Consider the following 15,916-nt stretch of genomic DNA (forward strand, 5'->3'; position numbering starts at 1 on the left):
CTGAATTTTTGAAGGGCAACGGGTTTGAATTTTAAAAATGGATATGCACTTTCCTGAAAACCGGTGACAAAGGTTTGGCTCTGCATAACTTTTGAAAAGTTGTCATAAATATCCTTTAAAAGATCCTTTTCCAAAAAAACCAAATTGCTATTTTTGCCCATGCATAACAACGTACTCATCCTAGACTTTGGTTCCCAGTACACACAATTGATCGCAAGACGCGTAAGGGAACTCAACATTTACTCAGAAATAAAACCCTATAACAAGCTTCCCGAGGATTTATCGGAATATAAGGCGGTTATCCTATCAGGGTCTCCATCATCCGTGAGGGCAGAGAATGCCCCACACCCGGATTTGTCGGAGATCAAGGGCAAAAAACCCTTATTGGGCATCTGTTATGGGGCCCAATACCTGTCCCATTTCAATGGAGGCAATGTGGCGCCTTCCGCTACGCGGGAGTATGGCCGGGCCAATCTTTCGTTTGTAAAGAACGGGGAAGCCTTTTTGGAAGGTCTGGGAGAAGGAAGCCAAGTGTGGATGAGCCATAGTGATACCATTAAGGAGCTCCCTGAAGGAGCTGTTAGATTGGCCAGTACCCATGATGTGGAGAATGCCGCTTATAAAATTGAAGGGGAGAACACCTACGGGATTCAATTTCATCCTGAGGTGTACCATACCACCGATGGGGCCAAACTTTTGGAGAATTTTTTGGTGAACATCGCCGGATTGAAGCAAGATTGGACACCAGATGCCTTTGTGGAAACCACCGTGGAGGAACTAAAGAAAGAAATAGGGGACGAAAAGGTAATTCTTGGACTTTCCGGAGGTGTGGATTCCAGTGTGGCGGCCATGTTGCTGCACAAAGCTATTGGAAGTCATCTCCATTGCATTTTTGTGAACAACGGATTGTTGCGGAAAAATGAGTTCGAAAGTGTATTGGATCAATATGAGCACATGGGGCTCAATGTGAAGGGAGTTGATGCTTCGGCACGCTTTTTGGACGCGTTGAAAGGAGAATCGGACCCAGAGAAGAAACGAAAGATCATTGGAAGGGTCTTTATTGAGGTCTTTGATGACGAATCCCACAAAGTGGAAAATGCAAAATGGTTGGCCCAAGGTACCATTTACCCCGATCGGATAGAATCCGTTTCGGCCAGTGGTGGGCCCTCCGCGGTCATTAAAAGTCACCATAATGTTGGTGGATTGCCCGATTATATGAAATTGAAGATTGTGGAACCCTTGAAAATGTTGTTCAAGGATGAGGTAAGAAGAGTGGGGGCAAGCATGGGCATGGAAGATTTCATTTTGGGTAGACATCCCTTCCCTGGTCCCGGATTGGGAATCCGTATCTTGGGGGATATCACCGCCGAGAAAGTGGCCATTTTACAGGAAGTGGATGCCATTTTTATTGATGGATTGAAAAAATGGGGACTTTATGATAAGGTCTGGCAGGCCGGAGCCATGCTTTTGCCCGTAGATAGTGTAGGGGTTATGGGAGATGAACGTACCTATGAAAAATGTGTGGCCCTGCGAGCGGTGGAAAGTACCGATGGAATGACGGCAGATTGGGTGAATTTACCCTATGAATTTTTACAAAAGACCTCAAATGATATAATAAATAAGGTCAAGGGCGTTAATAGAGTAGTGTACGACATTAGCTCTAAGCCACCTGCAACTATAGAATGGGAATGAAAAAATATATCTTACAATTGGGCTTGGCGGTCATTTTTATGACCTCTTTCCAAGCTTTCGCGCAAGAATATGCAACACACGCCGTAAAGGAGGGAGAGACCTTACAGAGTATCTCCCAACAGTATAGGGTTACGCCTTATAGCATTTTACAGGCCAATAAAGAAATCAAAAGTGCTTCCGATGTAAAACCGAATATCATTTTGGTGATACCATTGAAGGGTCCTATTGTTCAAAAAGAGAAACCCAAGGAAGAGGAACAGGAAGAAATTAAACCCATAGGGTTTACCCGCCACCGGGTACGAAGAAAGGAAACCCTTTTTGGACTCACGCAGAAATACGAGATCACCGAAGAGCAATTGAAACGCTATAACCGTGAATTGTATTCTGAGCCCCTACAAAAAGGAATGGTGCTACAGATTCCCCAATTCCCTGAGGTGGACCCGGAAGATGAACGCGAATTGGATTTTGAAACCTATACCGTTCAGCCCAAAGAGACCCGATGGAGTATTGCCCATAAGTATGGAATCACTGTAGACAGTTTATTGGTTTTGAATCCAGATCTCAGCAAGACTTCCAATTACTTGGCCGCTGGGCAAGAATTAAAGTTGCCCCGCCCCAAAGGAGATAGCCTAAAGGAACAACAAGTGGAACTTTTTACTTCCTATACCGTACCTCCCAAAATGACCCTATACAGTTTGGGCAAGGAATATGGAGTTCCTTCGGACTCCATAGTCAAATTGAACCCAGAGATCATGGCGCAAGGTGGGTTAAAAGAAGGAATGGTAATTCGTCTTCCCAAAAAACGTGATACTTCTGGGGAGGTAAACACGGATAATTTCATTTTTTATGAGGTAAAACCCAAGCAGAACATTTTTAGACTGACCCAAAACCTAAAGATTTCCCGTGAGGAGCTTTTTCGTCTGAACCCAGATCTGGAGAACGGCCTTAAGGCCGGAATGGTTCTTAAATTGCCCAAGGAAAGAGCGGAAGGGCTACAAGTGAAAAATGCACTGGTATTGGATAAGGTGAATCTGGTGGACAGTATCAATCTTGAAAATAAGCCCAAAGTGGTCTTTATGTTGCCGTTCAGGTTAGATCGTATCGACCTTAATGATACAAAAAAGACCCAAAGTCAGATTGCTACAAGAAGGGATTTGGCGCTAAGCCTTGGATTTTACTCGGGAGCCTTGGTTGCCTTGGATTCCATTAAAAAGCTGGGGGTTTCGGTGGATGTGAAAACCTATGATACCGAACTGAGCCAGGCCAAGGTGAAGGAAATCCTTTTTAGGGAGAACCTGCAAGGCGTAAATGCCATTATAGGGCCAGTGGCTGCTGGTGCCCTGAACGAAGTTGCCGTTGTGGCCGCTTCCAAGAACATACCGGTAATTGCCCCAGTGGCTTCGGATAGTGAGTTGAGCCATAGCAATGTGTTCTTTTCGGTGCCTAGGGAGCAAATACTTCGTGAGAAGATGCTTTCCTACATGAAAAAAATCTACAATAATGAGAATGTGATCATTATTGCGGATGCAGAACATCAGGTAGCCCATGATTCTATTTTGAGCAAGTTTCCAGCGGCCCAGATTGCAAAAATCATCGACAATAAATCCTTGCATTTAGATCGGTTTCTATTAAAATTATCTGAAACCAAGGAAAACTGGGTGTTTTTGGAAACCGACCAGCCCAATATGATTTCCAGTGTGACCTCCATTTTGAACTCGGCCATTACGGAAGACGTTAAGGTGCGTATGTTCACCACGAGCTATAACAATAATGCTTATGAGGACGATGCCGTGTCCAACACCCATTTGTCCAACCTAAGGTTTACTTACCCCTCATTTTATAGGGAAGCAGGGAACGATTTCTTTACCAAGGCGTATCAGAAACGATACAATGGTTTACGACCCGATCGGTATGCGGTCCGTGGGTTTGATGTGACCTATGATGTGTTGTTGAAACTGGCGCACAAGAACAATCTTTTTGAAACCTCCAAGATCATAGGCCAGACAGAATATACAGGGAATAGTTTTGATTATATCAATGATTGGTCGTCTGGGTATTTTAACAGGGCCTGTTATATCATGGAGTATGATAATCTACAAATCAAAGAAGTAAAACAGGATGACCTCAAAAGTAACCTATAACGGCAACCTCAGGACCACCTGCGTCCATATACGGTCTGGCAATGAGTATATCACCGATGCTCCTGTTGACAACAACGGGAAGGGAGAGGCTTTTTCACCCACGGATACCGTGGCCACGGGATTGGCCAATTGCATGATGACCATGATGGGCATCAAGGCCAGGGATTTGGAGGTGGATTTAACAGGTTCCACTGCTGAGGTGACCAAGCATATGGCTGCCAATCCAAGACGGATCTCAAAGATTGAGGTGAAATTGGAGCTGCCGGCCCATGTTTCGGAAAAGCATCGGAAAATATTGGTGCATACGGCCAATACATGCCCTGTGCATTACAGTCTGCATCCCGATATTGAACGTGTAATCGATTTTCATTGGGTAAAATAACGACCATAGGATGTTTGTTGCTCCTTGGTTTTTTGGGTTCTGCACAGGAAATTGAGGAAGGGGTCCCTTGGGATGCCGGCAAACGTTTGGTTTGGGCCGATTTTAAGGGGAAAGTGCCCCCTGCAGCCGTACCTGCCGCCACAACGGCCAGTGGGATCAGTTATACCTACTCCGCGAATTTGATGTACCATGAGGTGAAACTGGATTATGAGGTGACCGCCTATTTCTATCCCAATGAATCATGGTATAAGAAACCATTGGCCAACGATACCATTTTGAGCCACGAACAGTTGCATTTTGATATTGCCGAGCTCTTTGCACGTAAGATGCGCAACCGATTGGACCGTACTTCCTTCTCGGACAATGTAAAGGCCGAGGTTCGGGAAATCTACCAAGAGATTTTACAGGAACTCCAAGAATTTCAGGAAGCCTACGATTGGGAGACCAACTTTTCCCGAAACGTTGAAAAGCAGTTGGAGTGGAACGCTAAAATTGCCAAGGAACTTCAGGCAGTGGAATAATTTCCCAACGAGGATTCGCGTATTTTCCGAAGGAAAATGTATCGAGAACTTGTTTCCAATTCTCGATACGATTTTTTCCGTTGCACGTCAAAAATCACTCGAACCGACGAGCAAACGCCATGTTTTATTTCTTGTATTTATCGATGAACTTTTGGTCCAGTTCCTCGGAATCCTTGTACTTCACCCGAAGGGCCTTTAATTCTTCCTTCAATTCCTCCCGAATTTCAGCATAGGCAGGGTCATCATACACATTTTGCATTTCGTGGGGGTCTTTGGCAAGGTCGTACAGCTCCCATTCGTCCACATCATGATAGAAATGAATCAACTTATATTGCTTGTTGGCCATACCATAATGCCTTTTTACGGCGTGTTCTGCAGGATATTCGTAATAATGGTAATACACATTTTCCCTATCCCACTGTTCCAAATTTCCGGTCAAGATGGGCATTAGGCTTTCCCCTTGCATATCATCCGGAATAGCGGCACCGGCAGCTTCCAAGAAGGTTTGGGCAAAATCCAGGTTTTGGACCATTTCATCACTGGTGATACCCGGTTTTATGGTGTTGGGCCACCGAATCAATAGGGGCGTTCCAAAGGATTCTTGGTACATGAATCGCTTATCGAACCATCCGTGCTCGCCCAAGTAAAATCCTTGGTCCGAGGTATAGACCACCAAGGTATTGTCGGCCAAATTGGTTTCATCCAAATAGTCCAAAACCCGACCCACATTATCATCCACGGAGGCAATGGTGGCCAGATAATCCTGCATATAGCGTTGGTATTTCCAGCGGGTCTTTTCGGTATCGTCCATATTTGGCCACTTGGCCTTGAAATCTTCGGCAATGGCATCCAGAATGGGAAGGTACTCCGCTTGTTGTTCCTCGGTGAGGCGTGCCACTTCCCCACGACTGAAAAGCGGTCCGTTCCTAGGGTCGGTGTTCATGCCCAGCTCATCGGCAAGCTCGGGATAGACCTTGCAATCGTAGCTGAGGAGCATGTGTTTAAAGATGTTCATCTCGGCGGTACGTGCCGCGGTGCCCCTTCCGGAATAATCATCAAAAAGGGAGGCAGGTTCGGGAATTTCCTTTTCCAGATAGGCCTTGAACTTATCCGCTTTGGGCCACCACGGGCGGTGTGGAGCCTTGTGCAGGTACATCATCAAAAACGGTTTTTCAGGGTCCCGTTTTTGGTCCAGCCACTCCAAGGTCATGTCGGTGATGATATCCGAAGCATAACCCATTTTACGGATGGTATCGCCCTTGGGCGTGATAAAATCCGGATTCATGTAGCGCCCCTGCCCGGGCACGATCATAAACTCATCAAAACCCTTGGGGCTGTTGCCAAAATGCAACTTGCCGAACATGGCTGTTTGGTAGCCCGCCTTTTGCAACAACTGCGGAAAAGTGACCTGCGCGGTATCAAAAGGGGAGATGTTGTCTATTTTTCCATTGATGTGGGTATGCTTCCCGGTCAAAATAGTGGCCCGCGAAGGCGCGCAGATGGAGTTGGTGACCGAGGCATTGGTGAACAACATCCCTTCCTTGGCCAAGCGGTCTATGTTGGGGGTCTGTATCAAGGTGGTGTCATAGGCGCTGATGGCTTGGTAGGCATGGTCATCGCTCATGATAAATAGGATGTTGGGCCGTGCCTTGGTGGTTTCTACTTGTTCTTTTGGGGTGTCCTTACATCCAATAAGGAAGGAGATAAGAAGAAGGGGTAACATAAATACAGGTTTAGACCTCATGGTGTTGGATAGGTTTGAAAATTTAAAGGTAGCAAATTCATTTTGTGAATGTATTTGTGGACTTTAGTAGAATGGGTTACGTGTTTTTGAAAATTACCTTTACGGTTAATTATTTTCTAAAGAATTTTCAGCTTTAAACTGAAGAAGGCACTTCGCAGCTGTCAGTATCTCAAGTAGTTTTTCTTTCCTTAATCAATTTAGTAAGTTTTTTTAGCCTTATTTGGTCAACTTTTGCCCAATCTACTTTATCGGATTCCAAAGCATTAAATTTTTTTATACCTCGATATATGGGTAAAATAATAGACTCGTAATCCCCTGCTAATTCATAAACCGGATTTCGATACTCTGTTATATCTTCACTTTTTGAAATTAGAATGCTGATGTCTCTTGTTCTTGGCCTAAATTCGAATATGTAGTATTGAGGTTCCAAATTCCAAATTATTTCAGACTCAATTCCGTTGAGAGCCAAAATCAAGGAACTGCATAGTTTATTTATTGGGTTTTCTGGAATATTTGAAGCGGAAAAGTTCAATTCAAAATCCCCAAACTTTAATTCAGTCGGAAGCCATCCATTTTCAGGATTTCCAAATACTAGCTTCAATTTCTTTACTTCTGTCAAACTATAGGTAAATTATATTAAGCTGAGAGCATACCATTAAGCTCCTAAAATAAGCATATTTGGTGTCCTCTCTGAAAGGATTATTAGAAGTCAACCAAATCACTGACTTTCATGTCGAAGGCTTCAGCAATTGATTTTAAGGTGCATATAGTGGTATTGATACTTCCTTTTTCAATGGAGTTTATTTGACTTCGAGAAACGCTTGATTCGTAGGAGAGGTCGTAGGTAGAGATGCCCTTTTCTGTTCTGATTTTCTTGATTCTTTTACCAAGAGCTTTCAGGTATTTTTCATCTCGAATTTTAGTCATAAGTCTAAAGTCACATATTTTGATTAGATTTATAGACCTATATATCGTACTGCTTATGCTGAATAAAAATCAATTGGATGAATTGTCCCAAATAATCGAAGACCAATACGGCAAACCCGAAGTTTTGGCAAACTGGTTAGATCTTGCAGTAGAAATGCTGTTTTATGTGGAAGAAGACACCTTTTCTAGGGTGGAATTGCAGGAAGTGGCTACGGCGCTTATGGGATTGGTCAGGGTCTTGAGGGGGAGGTGAAATTTTATGACTTTATTATGCCCTAGATGGAAGTTTTTCAAACTAAGGATAGTTTGCTTTTTAATTCATTCCAAAATTTGTTATGAATTTCTTCATTCCCTTTCTTCAATTCAAATATAATTTGGGAAACATTGAAATATTCGGAATCTACTAGCCATTTAGCCCCTTTATTATAATTGGTTATGTTTCTCGCTATATTTTTGAATGGTTTTATCTCATTCCACTTAAACAAATATTCATTGTTGTTACCATACTTTTTTTCAAAGTATGGGATGACTTGATTGAATAGCTTTTTTTCGGCTTCCTTAGTAAATGCAATACGTAAAAAGCTATGAAGTTTTCTTTTATAGATTGAATCATTGCCCTTTTTGGAAAATATCGGTCTCACGTTATCGCTCTGACTTATCGCAAGAAGATGTTTGACAATACTTCTATCAATATTGTCCAATTCAATTTCCTCATTAAGGCATTGGGCATAAAACTTCTTTGATGACTCATTCAAATATATTCTATTCAATGTCATATATCGCACCGTAAAAACCCATCTTTCAAGGCAGCGATCTTATCTTCCCAAGTGGTCAGGAATTCTTGGGCCACATAGCCTGTAAACCCGGTTTCATGGATGGCCTTGATAATGGCGGGGTAGTAGAGCTCTTGGGTCTCATCGATCTCGTTACGGCCGGGAACCCCTGCCGTGTGGTAGTGTCCAAAATAGGGATGGTAGTTGCGTATGCTGCGGATAATGTCACCCTCTTGGATCTGCATATGATAAATATCGAACAACAACTTAAAGTTGTCGCTGCCCAAGTGCTTGCAGAGTTCCACGCCCCAAAGGGAGTTGTCGCACATATAATCCTTATGGTCCACCTGGTTGAACAGCTCCATCTGGATGACTACCCCGTGCTCTTCGGCCAAAGGGATGATCTGTGACAGTCCGTCCACACAGTTTTGCAGTCCCACATAATCGTTCATGCCCCTGCGGTTGCCACTAAAACAGATGAGGTTGGTGTAACCGGCCTCGGCCACCTTGGGAATCATCTCCGTATAATTTTTAATGAGCTGCTCGTGGTATTTGGGGTCGTTCCACCCTTCGGTAAGGCTTATCTCTGCCCCGTTGCACATGGAGCAGTGGATGTCGTATTTTTTCAATAAGGGCCAATCCTTGGGACCGATCAAGTCAACAGCCTTGATGCCCAAACTGTTCAGGGTCTTTAGAAAATCCTCCAAGGGAATATCGGAAAAACACCAGTGGCACACACTGTGGTTGATGTTGTTCTTCAGTTTGAATTCTTTCTGTGGCGTTTGGTCTTGCGCAAGACCGGAAACCGATGCCAAACCCGCTGAACCAGCGGCCGCCGTGGCAATAAAATTTCTTCGCTTCATGTTTTCGGAGTGATTGTTCCGGGAAAGATAGTACATTGCCCCTACAAATGGAAATGCGACCGGATAGAGAACAGCTGTTGGAAATGGCCCATTACAGAATGCCGTTTGGCAAGTACAAGGGGCGGTATTTGGTGGACTTGCCATTACCTTATTTGGTGTGGTTCAGGCAAAAAGGTTTTCCCGAAGGGAAACTGGGCAACTACCTGAACACCATGCTTACCATTAAGGACAACAACCTGGAATCGCTCATCAGAAAACTTCAAAAAGAATTTCCGAAGGAATCCTCCTGATTTCTGCGCTGCAATTTGTACCTTTACGCCCCGTAATAGAAAGATTAATATGTCACAGACCAAGTACATTTTCGTTACGGGAGGCGTAACTTCATCCTTGGGTAAAGGAATCATCGCCGCATCCTTGGCCAAATTGCTACAGGCCAGGGGTTACCGGACCACCATTCAAAAATTAGATCCCTATATCAATGTAGATCCAGGGACCCTGAATCCTTACGAGCATGGCGAGTGTTATGTGACCGATGATGGTGCAGAGACCGACTTGGACTTGGGACACTACGAGCGTTTTTTGAACGTGCGCACTTCCCAAGCCAATAATGTTACCACGGGGCGTATCTACCAAAGTGTGATCGAGAAGGAGCGAAGAGGGGAGTTTTTGGGGAAGACCGTTCAGGTGGTGCCCCATATTACCAATGAAATCAAAGAACGTATCCAGATTTTGGGCAAAAGTGGCGATTATGATATCGTCATCACCGAAATTGGCGGTACCGTGGGGGATATTGAGTCCCTACCTTATATTGAAGCTGTACGTCAGTTGCTTTGGGAACTGGGTGAGCATAACGGTATTGTGGTGCACCTTACCTTGGTGCCATTCCTGTCCGCAGCCGGTGAGCTCAAGACCAAACCTACACAGCACTCCGTAAAAACCTTGATGGAAAGTGGTATAAAGGCCGATATCTTGGTCTGCCGTACCGAACACAATATTTCCGAGGACATCAAAGAAAAACTGGCCCTCTTCTGCAATGTGCGAAAAGAGGCCGTGGTACAGTCCATTGATGCCAGTACCATTTATGATGTGCCAATCTTGATGCAGGAAGAAGGTCTGGATACCGTGGCGTTGGAGAAATTGGCATTGCCCAATGATACCCAGCCCAATCTGGACCAATGGAAAGAGTTCTTGAAACGCCACAAAAACCCGAAGCACAAAGTGGTCATCGGGTTGATCGGAAAATATGTGGAGCTTCCGGATTCCTATAAATCCATTCAAGAGGCATTTATCCATGCCGGAGCGGCCAATGAGGTACAGGTTGAGGTACGTTCCATCCATTCGGAGCACCTTACTGCCAAGAACATCGACAAAAAACTGATGGGACTGGATGGTCTTTTGGTAGCACCCGGATTTGGGGAACGTGGTATAGAGGGGAAAGTGATGGCCGTGCGGTATGCCCGTGAGAACGACATGCCCTTTTTGGGGATTTGTCTCGGTATGCAAATGGCTGTTATCGAATTTGCCCGCAACGTTTTGGATATGAAAGGCGCCAATTCCACTGAAATGGACAAGGAAACCGCCTATCCTGTCATCAGTTTGATGGAAGAACAGAAATCCGTGACCGATATGGGCGGCACCATGCGTTTGGGAGCTTGGGATTGCCATCTTACCGAAGGCAGTCAAGTGCAAAAGGTATATGGGACCACAGATATTGCCGAACGTCACCGTCACCGTTACGAGTTCAACAACGCCTATAAACAGCAAATGGAAGAAGCTGGACTGGTACCTACTGGGTTCAACCCAAAGACCGGTTTGGTGGAAGTTGTGGAAATACCTTCGCACCCATGGTTTATTGGTGTGCAGTACCACCCAGAGTACAAGAGTACGGTGGCCAACCCACATCCATTGTTTGTAGGATTTGTAAAGGCCGTACTGGAACAGAAACAGAAACAAAAGAATGCCAGTTTGGCATAAACTGCGGTTTTGGGCATATATTTGCGAGCTGAATACCGATAAAGAAGATTTCTACTAAATAATTTTCATGGAAGAAAAGAAGCTGGATATCAATTCCATAATTGGATTTGTATTGATTTTTGGGATACTGATTTTTATGTTTTACCAAAATCAGCCTACCCCAGAAGAGCTGGAAGCGCAGAAAGCAGAGCAAGAACAGATTGAAGCAGCGGCAAAACAAGCCGAAGCCGCCGAAACCACCACAACCCCGGTACAACAAGCCCAGACCTTGGATTTGAACGATTCCACCGCAGTGGCCAATTACAAGGGCTCTGTTGGGGCATTTGGGTTTACCCAAGCGGCTGAGGGGACCACCAAGCTGGAGAATGAAGTGCTTTACTTGGAGGTGTCCAACAAAGGAGGCCAGATCGTGGAGGCCAGGATGAAGAACTTTGTCACGTATGACTCCGTTCCCGTTTATTTGGTAAAGGATGGCAATGCCAGTTTTGCGCTCAACTTTTCGGCCAATGACAATAGGGTGCTCAGCACCGCAGATTTGTATTTTGAGCCTTCCCTTTCCAAAAGTGGAGACAACCAAGTGCTTTCCATGAAGGCCAAGGTTGCCGAGAACCGCTTTTTGGAGTATCGCTATGAGATCAAGCCCAATGATTATTTGGTGGATTTCACCATCCGTTCCCAAGGATTGAATGGGGTGATCAACAGCAGCAAACCGGTTACCTTGGATTGGGACATGAAGGGGATTAGACACAACAAGAGTGTCAAGTATGAGAACCGTTACACGCGTTTGACGTACAACCATGAAGATGGTAAGATCAGTAAACTTTCCGAGAGCAGTGACTTGGATGAAGAGACCGAGGAAGATATCAAGTGGCTTTCCTACCGCCAGCATTTTTTCAGCTCCATTTTAGCGACAAAAGACCATTTTAAGACCGCGGAACTCAGCTCCAAAAACTTAGTGGAAGAGGAAGGTAAGGACGTAATGTTCACCAAGGCATACAGTACCAAGGCTCCTTTGGAGTTGCAAGGCGGGGAACTTTCACAGAACATGTATTGGTATTATGGTCCAACAGATGTAAAGGTGTTGGATAATTATAAGGAGTTGGGCTTGGTGGATTCCATACCCTTTGGTTGGGGAATTTTTGGATGGATCAACCGATATGTCTTTACACCCTTCTATGATTTCTTAAGCTCGTTCCTTCCGTTTGGAATCGCGATAATCGTAATGACCATTTTGGTGCGTTTGGCCTTGTCGCCCGTTACCTATAAGTCCTATCTCTCACAGGCCAAGATGAAGGTTTTGAAACCTGAGATCACGGAGATCAACGAGAAGTACAAGGACAATGCCATGAAGAAGCAGCAAGAGACCATGAAGCTGTACAACAAGGCAGGGGTAAGCCCTATGAGCGGCTGTATTCCAGCGTTGCTGCAGTTGCCTATTTTCTATGCGTTGTTCATGTTTTTCCCGACTTCATTTACCTTGAGGCAAAAGGCTTTCTTGTGGGCAGAGGATTTATCATCCTATGATTCCATTTTTGAGTGGACCACGAATATTCCGGTCATATCCAGCTTCTATGGAAACCACGTGAGTCTGTTCCCGATTTTGGCTTCGATTGCCATCTTCTTCTATATGATGATGACCACGGGACAGAGCATGCAGATGCAGCAGCAGCCCGGTATGCCCAACATGAAGTTCATTATGTACCTGTCTCCACTGATCATGTTGATTTTCTTCAACAACTACGCCAGTGGTTTGAGTTTGTATTACTTTATTTCCAACCTGATTACCATCTTTATCATGTTGGCCATCAAGAACTACATCTTGGACGAGGACAAGATTCACGCGCAGATTCAGGAAAACAAAAAGAAGCCGAAGAAGGAAAACAAGTTCCAACGCAAGATGCGGGAAATGATGGAACAGGCCGAAGAGCAGAAAAAGACCGGAAAGCGATAGGTATCGGTATTGAAGTTTATGGGGTGGCCCGTTAAACCTTTTGGGTTTAGGGAAGTCATAGAGGCATCTAACCATAAACTTTAGTACGTATGAAACATTTTCGAGTAGCTCTGTTCTTCTTGGTATTGTTTTCTTTGGGTTCTGTGGAATATGCAGAGGCCCAGGTTCGAAGAACCCCTCAAGAAAGGCGTATCGTCAAACGAAAGGTCCGTAGGCATAACCGTAGGGTGGTGCGAAGGACATTACGACGTTTGCCTGCCAACACTCGCCCCATTGTTTTTAGAAAGGTTATGTATTATCCCGTTCGGGGAATGTACTACATCCAAAGAAAAGGAGTCTACGTAAGAGCCTTTCCACCCCGTGGATTCCGTTTACGGTTGTTGCCAGCAACCGCTGTCGCCCTTACCGTGAGAGGTATAGCGTACAGCTATGCGGATGGAGTCTATTATCGCAAGGTCGAGGATGAATATGAAGTGACCCAGCCTCCCATTGGTGCTGTTTTGGAAGAATTACCGGAAGATGCCCAGGAAATAGATTTTGACGGAGTATCGGCCTATGAACTCAATGAGGCTGTTTATAAGGCCATTGAGGATGGTTATGAAGTAATCGATGTTCTGGAAGAGGAGCGCCAAGATTAGTTTTGTAGCTTCGGAGAAAGTCAAAAAAAAACTCCCTCAAAAACTTTGGGGGAGTTTCCACTTGTAGGTGTAGTTTGGAAAGATTTGGGACTTCAAAGATGCGGCATTGCTATCGGGAAAAAAATAAATAGTTGTAAAAACGGGGGTTTTGTATGGTAAAAGAATCCCTTTTGATGTGTCATCGATGAACGGTATATATGTATCGATAAAAAGCTCCCAAGAACAAATCCTTGGGAGCTTTTTCGTAGTAACCAGCCTGCTTGAATATTAGTTGCTAGTGTCTGGGACGAGTACGCCGTCCAAGACATGGATCACACCATTGATGGCCTGTACGTCAACGGCGTCAATTCCTATACCTGTATTGCCTGAACCATCGGTTACATCGGCAATATTGTCGCCTGTTCCGGGTAGGTTGATGGTAATGGCATCCCCTTCCAGGGTTGTGGCCATGATACCATCGGTTAAATCCCCGGAGCGAACATTGGCTCCTGCTACCACATGATGTTGCAATATCGGAATCAAATCTGCCTCAGCTGGAATGGCCGGTAGTGCGGCAAAGGCATCATTGGTCGGGGCAAATACGGTGAATGGGTCATCACCCGCTCCGTCTTGGGCCGACAGAACACTGACAAAATCCACACTTGGGGTAAGTTCGGTCAGGGCCTGTACCAAAGTGGAGAAATTGGGGTCTGCCACGGCAAAGGTCACCACGGTTGGAAGATCAATGACCGCATCTACGGCATGAATCACTCCATTGGTAGCCACAATGTCGGCAATGGCCACATTACTGACCCCATTCAAGGTTACCCCATCATCCGTATTGATGTACATGCTTAAATTTTCATCCGTATCAAATTCTGCCGCAGTGTTCACATAGGAATTGGTCAATCCGGAAGAGAAGGCCGATGCTCCCACAATCACGTGATTGGCAAGAATGGCGTTCAAATCGTTGGAGTTGGGATTGGTAAATGCTGCAAAAGCATCATTGACCGGGGCAAAAACGGTAAATTCCTCTTCTTCGTTGGATAACAGGTCCGTAAAGGTAGTGTTTCCACCATCCGTTAGGGCCGCCACAAGGGAAGTAAGATTTGGATTGGCAACGGCGTGATCAACAATATTGGGTAGGCCTATAACCGCATCCACTACGTGTACCACACCGTTCAATGCTTTCACATCTGGAGTGACCACTGAGGATACTCCATTAAAGGTAACCCCATCTGAAGTATCAAAGAAGATACTGATATTGGCGTCTTGAACTCCTGTTGCAAGCGTAGAAGTGTATCCGGAACCAAGCCCTGTGAGGTCTGTGCTATAAATTGCACCTTCAATAACGTGGTTCAAGAGTACCTGGGTAAGTACTTCCACAGGGATGTCATCCAAAGAAGCGCCATCCAAGAAGGTTTCAAACGCCGCATCGGTGGGGGCGAGTACGGTAAATGGTCCGTCTCCCCTGAGCACATTGGGCAAATCACCATCTGCGGCCATAAGGGCAGCTACCAGGTTTTCAAGGTTTTCATTGCCAAGGGCCAAATCTGTAATGGGAACCAGAATAATGTCCGCCAATTCATCCAAGATGGCTTGAGGCAGTAACACCTTATCTATAATGTGTACCACTCCATTGGAAGTCTGCACATTGGCAGTGGTCACTTGGGCAGCTGTGCTGGTGGCATCGGAGATGAAAACACCTCCATCGGTGCTCACGGTCAAGGTAGATCCTTGAAGTGTGGTAAGCGTTTGCCCATTACTCAGGTCGGTAGACATCGCTGCTGTACCGCTTACGACATGATAGGTAAGTATCACGGCAAGCAAATCCTGTAGCTGTTCTGAGCTAAAGTCATCCAAGGAATCAAAACCATCCAATTGGGCCAACAAATCTGTAAAAGCAGCATTGGTAGGTGCAAAGACCGTGAAAGGCCCTTCACCACTCAAAGCACTAACCAAGTCATTGTTGGCGCTTTCATCGGCTTTTTGCAGGGCACTTACCAAGCTGCTCAGTTCTGCGGTGGCTTGTGCGGCTTCCACAATAGTTGTTGTGGTTTCTTCAGGAGGGGTCATTCCGTTATCGTCGTCCGAACAGGATACGAACAATAAGGTAAGGATCATTAAGGGTAATCGAATGCGTTTAATTAGTGCTGTCATGGGATTGTTGTTTAAAAGTGTTTAACATTACGAATATAAAGTTAAACAAAATAAATCAATTCTGTTTAACAATATTTATAAAAAGTTTAACAAAATGAATTTTGATTTTAGTTTGAAAGCTGTCGTTTGGATTTTGTGAACCTACCCTACAGTAGTTTAAATGGCTGTTAT

The 15,916-nt window shown here is 44.9% G+C and carries 15 protein-coding genes; 9 read left to right on the forward strand and 6 right to left on the reverse strand.

Annotated features, from left to right (window positions below; genetic code table 11):
• Window positions 1-159 precede the first annotated feature (159 nt).
• Genes guaA through DN53_RS09005 form a run of 4 tightly spaced genes read left to right on the forward strand, consistent with a single transcriptional unit; the run spans window position 160 to window position 4,736 of the window.
• Window positions 160-1,692, forward strand: coding sequence for a glutamine-hydrolyzing GMP synthase (gene guaA, locus DN53_RS08990; RefSeq protein ID WP_129654076.1), 1,533 nt, complete (start codon window positions 160-162; stop codon window positions 1,690-1,692).
• Window positions 1,689-3,833 (forward strand): LysM peptidoglycan-binding domain-containing protein, encoded by a 2,145-nt coding sequence (locus DN53_RS08995; RefSeq protein ID WP_129654077.1) that lies wholly within the window; start codon window positions 1,689-1,691, stop codon window positions 3,831-3,833. The genes guaA and DN53_RS08995 overlap by 4 nt, the downstream gene beginning before the upstream one ends.
• A complete protein-coding gene (locus DN53_RS09000) occupies window positions 3,811-4,215 on the forward strand; it encodes an OsmC family protein (RefSeq protein ID WP_129654078.1) in 405 nt (134 codons plus the stop codon). The genes DN53_RS08995 and DN53_RS09000 overlap by 23 nt, the downstream gene beginning before the upstream one ends.
• Entirely contained in the window at window positions 4,203-4,736 is a 534-nt protein-coding gene (locus DN53_RS09005) for a DUF922 domain-containing protein (protein ID WP_129654079.1), read from the forward strand. The genes DN53_RS09000 and DN53_RS09005 overlap by 13 nt, the downstream gene beginning before the upstream one ends.
• Before the next feature lie 124 nt (window positions 4,737-4,860).
• On the opposite strand, the gene DN53_RS09010 is transcribed toward DN53_RS09005, so the two are convergent.
• From DN53_RS09010 to DN53_RS09020, 3 genes are all read right to left on the reverse strand, one after another.
• Complete coding sequence (locus DN53_RS09010; protein ID WP_242502106.1) at window positions 4,861-6,459, reverse strand: sulfatase family protein; 1,599 nt, start codon at window positions 6,457-6,459, stop codon at window positions 4,861-4,863.
• A 190-nt stretch (window positions 6,460-6,649) separates the two neighbouring features.
• Window positions 6,650-7,099 (reverse strand): hypothetical protein, encoded by a 450-nt coding sequence (locus DN53_RS09015; protein ID WP_129654081.1) that lies wholly within the window; start codon window positions 7,097-7,099, stop codon window positions 6,650-6,652.
• Window positions 7,100-7,182: 83 nt separating this feature from the next.
• Entirely contained in the window at window positions 7,183-7,407 is a 225-nt protein-coding gene (locus DN53_RS09020) for a helix-turn-helix domain-containing protein (RefSeq protein WP_129654082.1), read from the reverse strand.
• A gap of 19 nt (window positions 7,408-7,426) precedes the next feature.
• On the opposite strand from DN53_RS09020, the gene DN53_RS09025 reads away from it, so the two are divergent.
• A complete protein-coding gene (locus tag DN53_RS09025; RefSeq protein WP_242502107.1) occupies window positions 7,427-7,660 on the forward strand; it encodes a hypothetical protein in 234 nt (77 codons plus the stop codon).
• Between the two features lie 37 nt (window positions 7,661-7,697).
• Here DN53_RS09025 and DN53_RS09030 read toward each other — a convergent pair whose 3' ends face one another.
• Together DN53_RS09030 and DN53_RS09035 are read right to left on the reverse strand one after the other, a co-directional pair.
• Window positions 7,698-8,183 (reverse strand): hypothetical protein, encoded by a 486-nt coding sequence (locus tag DN53_RS09030; protein WP_129654083.1) that lies wholly within the window; start codon window positions 8,181-8,183, stop codon window positions 7,698-7,700.
• Window positions 8,180-9,043, reverse strand: a complete 864-nt coding sequence (locus tag DN53_RS09035) for a hydroxypyruvate isomerase family protein (RefSeq protein WP_129654084.1) — start codon at window positions 9,041-9,043, stop codon at window positions 8,180-8,182. Before DN53_RS09035 ends, DN53_RS09030 begins: the two co-directional genes overlap by 4 nt.
• 47 nt (window positions 9,044-9,090) lie before the next feature.
• On the opposite strand from DN53_RS09035, the gene DN53_RS09040 reads away from it, so the two are divergent.
• The 4 genes from DN53_RS09040 to DN53_RS09055 all read left to right on the forward strand — a co-directional run bounded on the left by DN53_RS09040 (window position 9,091) and on the right by DN53_RS09055 (window position 13,606).
• Window positions 9,091-9,333: a DUF3820 family protein gene (locus tag DN53_RS09040; protein WP_129654235.1), complete on the forward strand. Its 243-nt coding sequence runs from the start codon at window positions 9,091-9,093 to the stop codon at window positions 9,331-9,333.
• A 49-nt stretch (window positions 9,334-9,382) separates the two neighbouring features.
• On the forward strand, window positions 9,383-11,017 hold the full coding sequence (locus tag DN53_RS09045; protein ID WP_129654085.1) for a CTP synthase: 1,635 nt from the start codon (window positions 9,383-9,385) through the stop codon (window positions 11,015-11,017).
• A 67-nt stretch (window positions 11,018-11,084) separates the two neighbouring features.
• Window positions 11,085-12,968 carry a membrane protein insertase YidC gene (gene yidC / locus DN53_RS09050; protein ID WP_129654086.1) on the forward strand — a complete coding sequence of 628 codons (1,884 nt, stop codon included), beginning with the start codon at window positions 11,085-11,087 and terminating at the stop codon, window positions 12,966-12,968.
• Between the two features lie 89 nt (window positions 12,969-13,057).
• On the forward strand, window positions 13,058-13,606 hold the full coding sequence (locus tag DN53_RS09055; protein WP_129654087.1) for a DUF6515 family protein: 549 nt from the start codon (window positions 13,058-13,060) through the stop codon (window positions 13,604-13,606).
• A gap of 267 nt (window positions 13,607-13,873) precedes the next feature.
• On the opposite strand, the gene DN53_RS09060 is transcribed toward DN53_RS09055, so the two are convergent.
• Window positions 13,874-15,745, reverse strand: coding sequence for a fasciclin domain-containing protein (locus tag DN53_RS09060; RefSeq protein WP_129654088.1), 1,872 nt, complete (start codon window positions 15,743-15,745; stop codon window positions 13,874-13,876).
• Between the last annotated feature and the right edge of the window lie 171 nt (window positions 15,746-15,916).

Origin of the sequence: Flagellimonas olearia (assembly GCF_004150225.1) — a bacterium.
Taxonomy (GTDB): Bacteria; Bacteroidota; Bacteroidia; order Flavobacteriales; family Flavobacteriaceae; genus Flagellimonas; species Flagellimonas olearia.

Excerpts from the sequence above, each read along its gene's own strand:
- guaA (WP_129654076.1), top strand. The coding sequence starts at position 160 with ATGCATAACAACGTACTCATCCTAGACTTTGGTTCCCAGTACACACAA.
- DN53_RS09035 (WP_129654084.1), bottom strand. The coding sequence starts at position 9,043 with ATGAAGCGAAGAAATTTTATTGCCACGGCGGCCGCTGGTTCAGCGGGT.
- yidC (WP_129654086.1), top strand. The coding sequence starts at position 11,085 with ATGGAAGAAAAGAAGCTGGATATCAATTCCATAATTGGATTTGTATTG.
- DN53_RS09020 (WP_129654082.1), bottom strand. The coding sequence starts at position 7,407 with ATGACTAAAATTCGAGATGAAAAATACCTGAAAGCTCTTGGTAAAAGA.
- DN53_RS09060 (WP_129654088.1), bottom strand. The coding sequence starts at position 15,745 with ATGACAGCACTAATTAAACGCATTCGATTACCCTTAATGATCCTTACC.
- DN53_RS09000 (WP_129654078.1), top strand. The coding sequence starts at position 3,811 with ATGACCTCAAAAGTAACCTATAACGGCAACCTCAGGACCACCTGCGTC.
- DN53_RS09045 (WP_129654085.1), top strand. The coding sequence starts at position 9,383 with ATGTCACAGACCAAGTACATTTTCGTTACGGGAGGCGTAACTTCATCC.
- DN53_RS09040 (WP_129654235.1), top strand. The coding sequence starts at position 9,091 with ATGGAAATGCGACCGGATAGAGAACAGCTGTTGGAAATGGCCCATTAC.
- DN53_RS09010 (WP_242502106.1), bottom strand. The coding sequence starts at position 6,459 with ATGTTACCCCTTCTTCTTATCTCCTTCCTTATTGGATGTAAGGACACC.
- DN53_RS09055 (WP_129654087.1), top strand. The coding sequence starts at position 13,058 with ATGAAACATTTTCGAGTAGCTCTGTTCTTCTTGGTATTGTTTTCTTTG.
- DN53_RS08995 (WP_129654077.1), top strand. The coding sequence starts at position 1,689 with ATGAAAAAATATATCTTACAATTGGGCTTGGCGGTCATTTTTATGACC.
- DN53_RS09030 (WP_129654083.1), bottom strand. The coding sequence starts at position 8,183 with ATGACATTGAATAGAATATATTTGAATGAGTCATCAAAGAAGTTTTAT.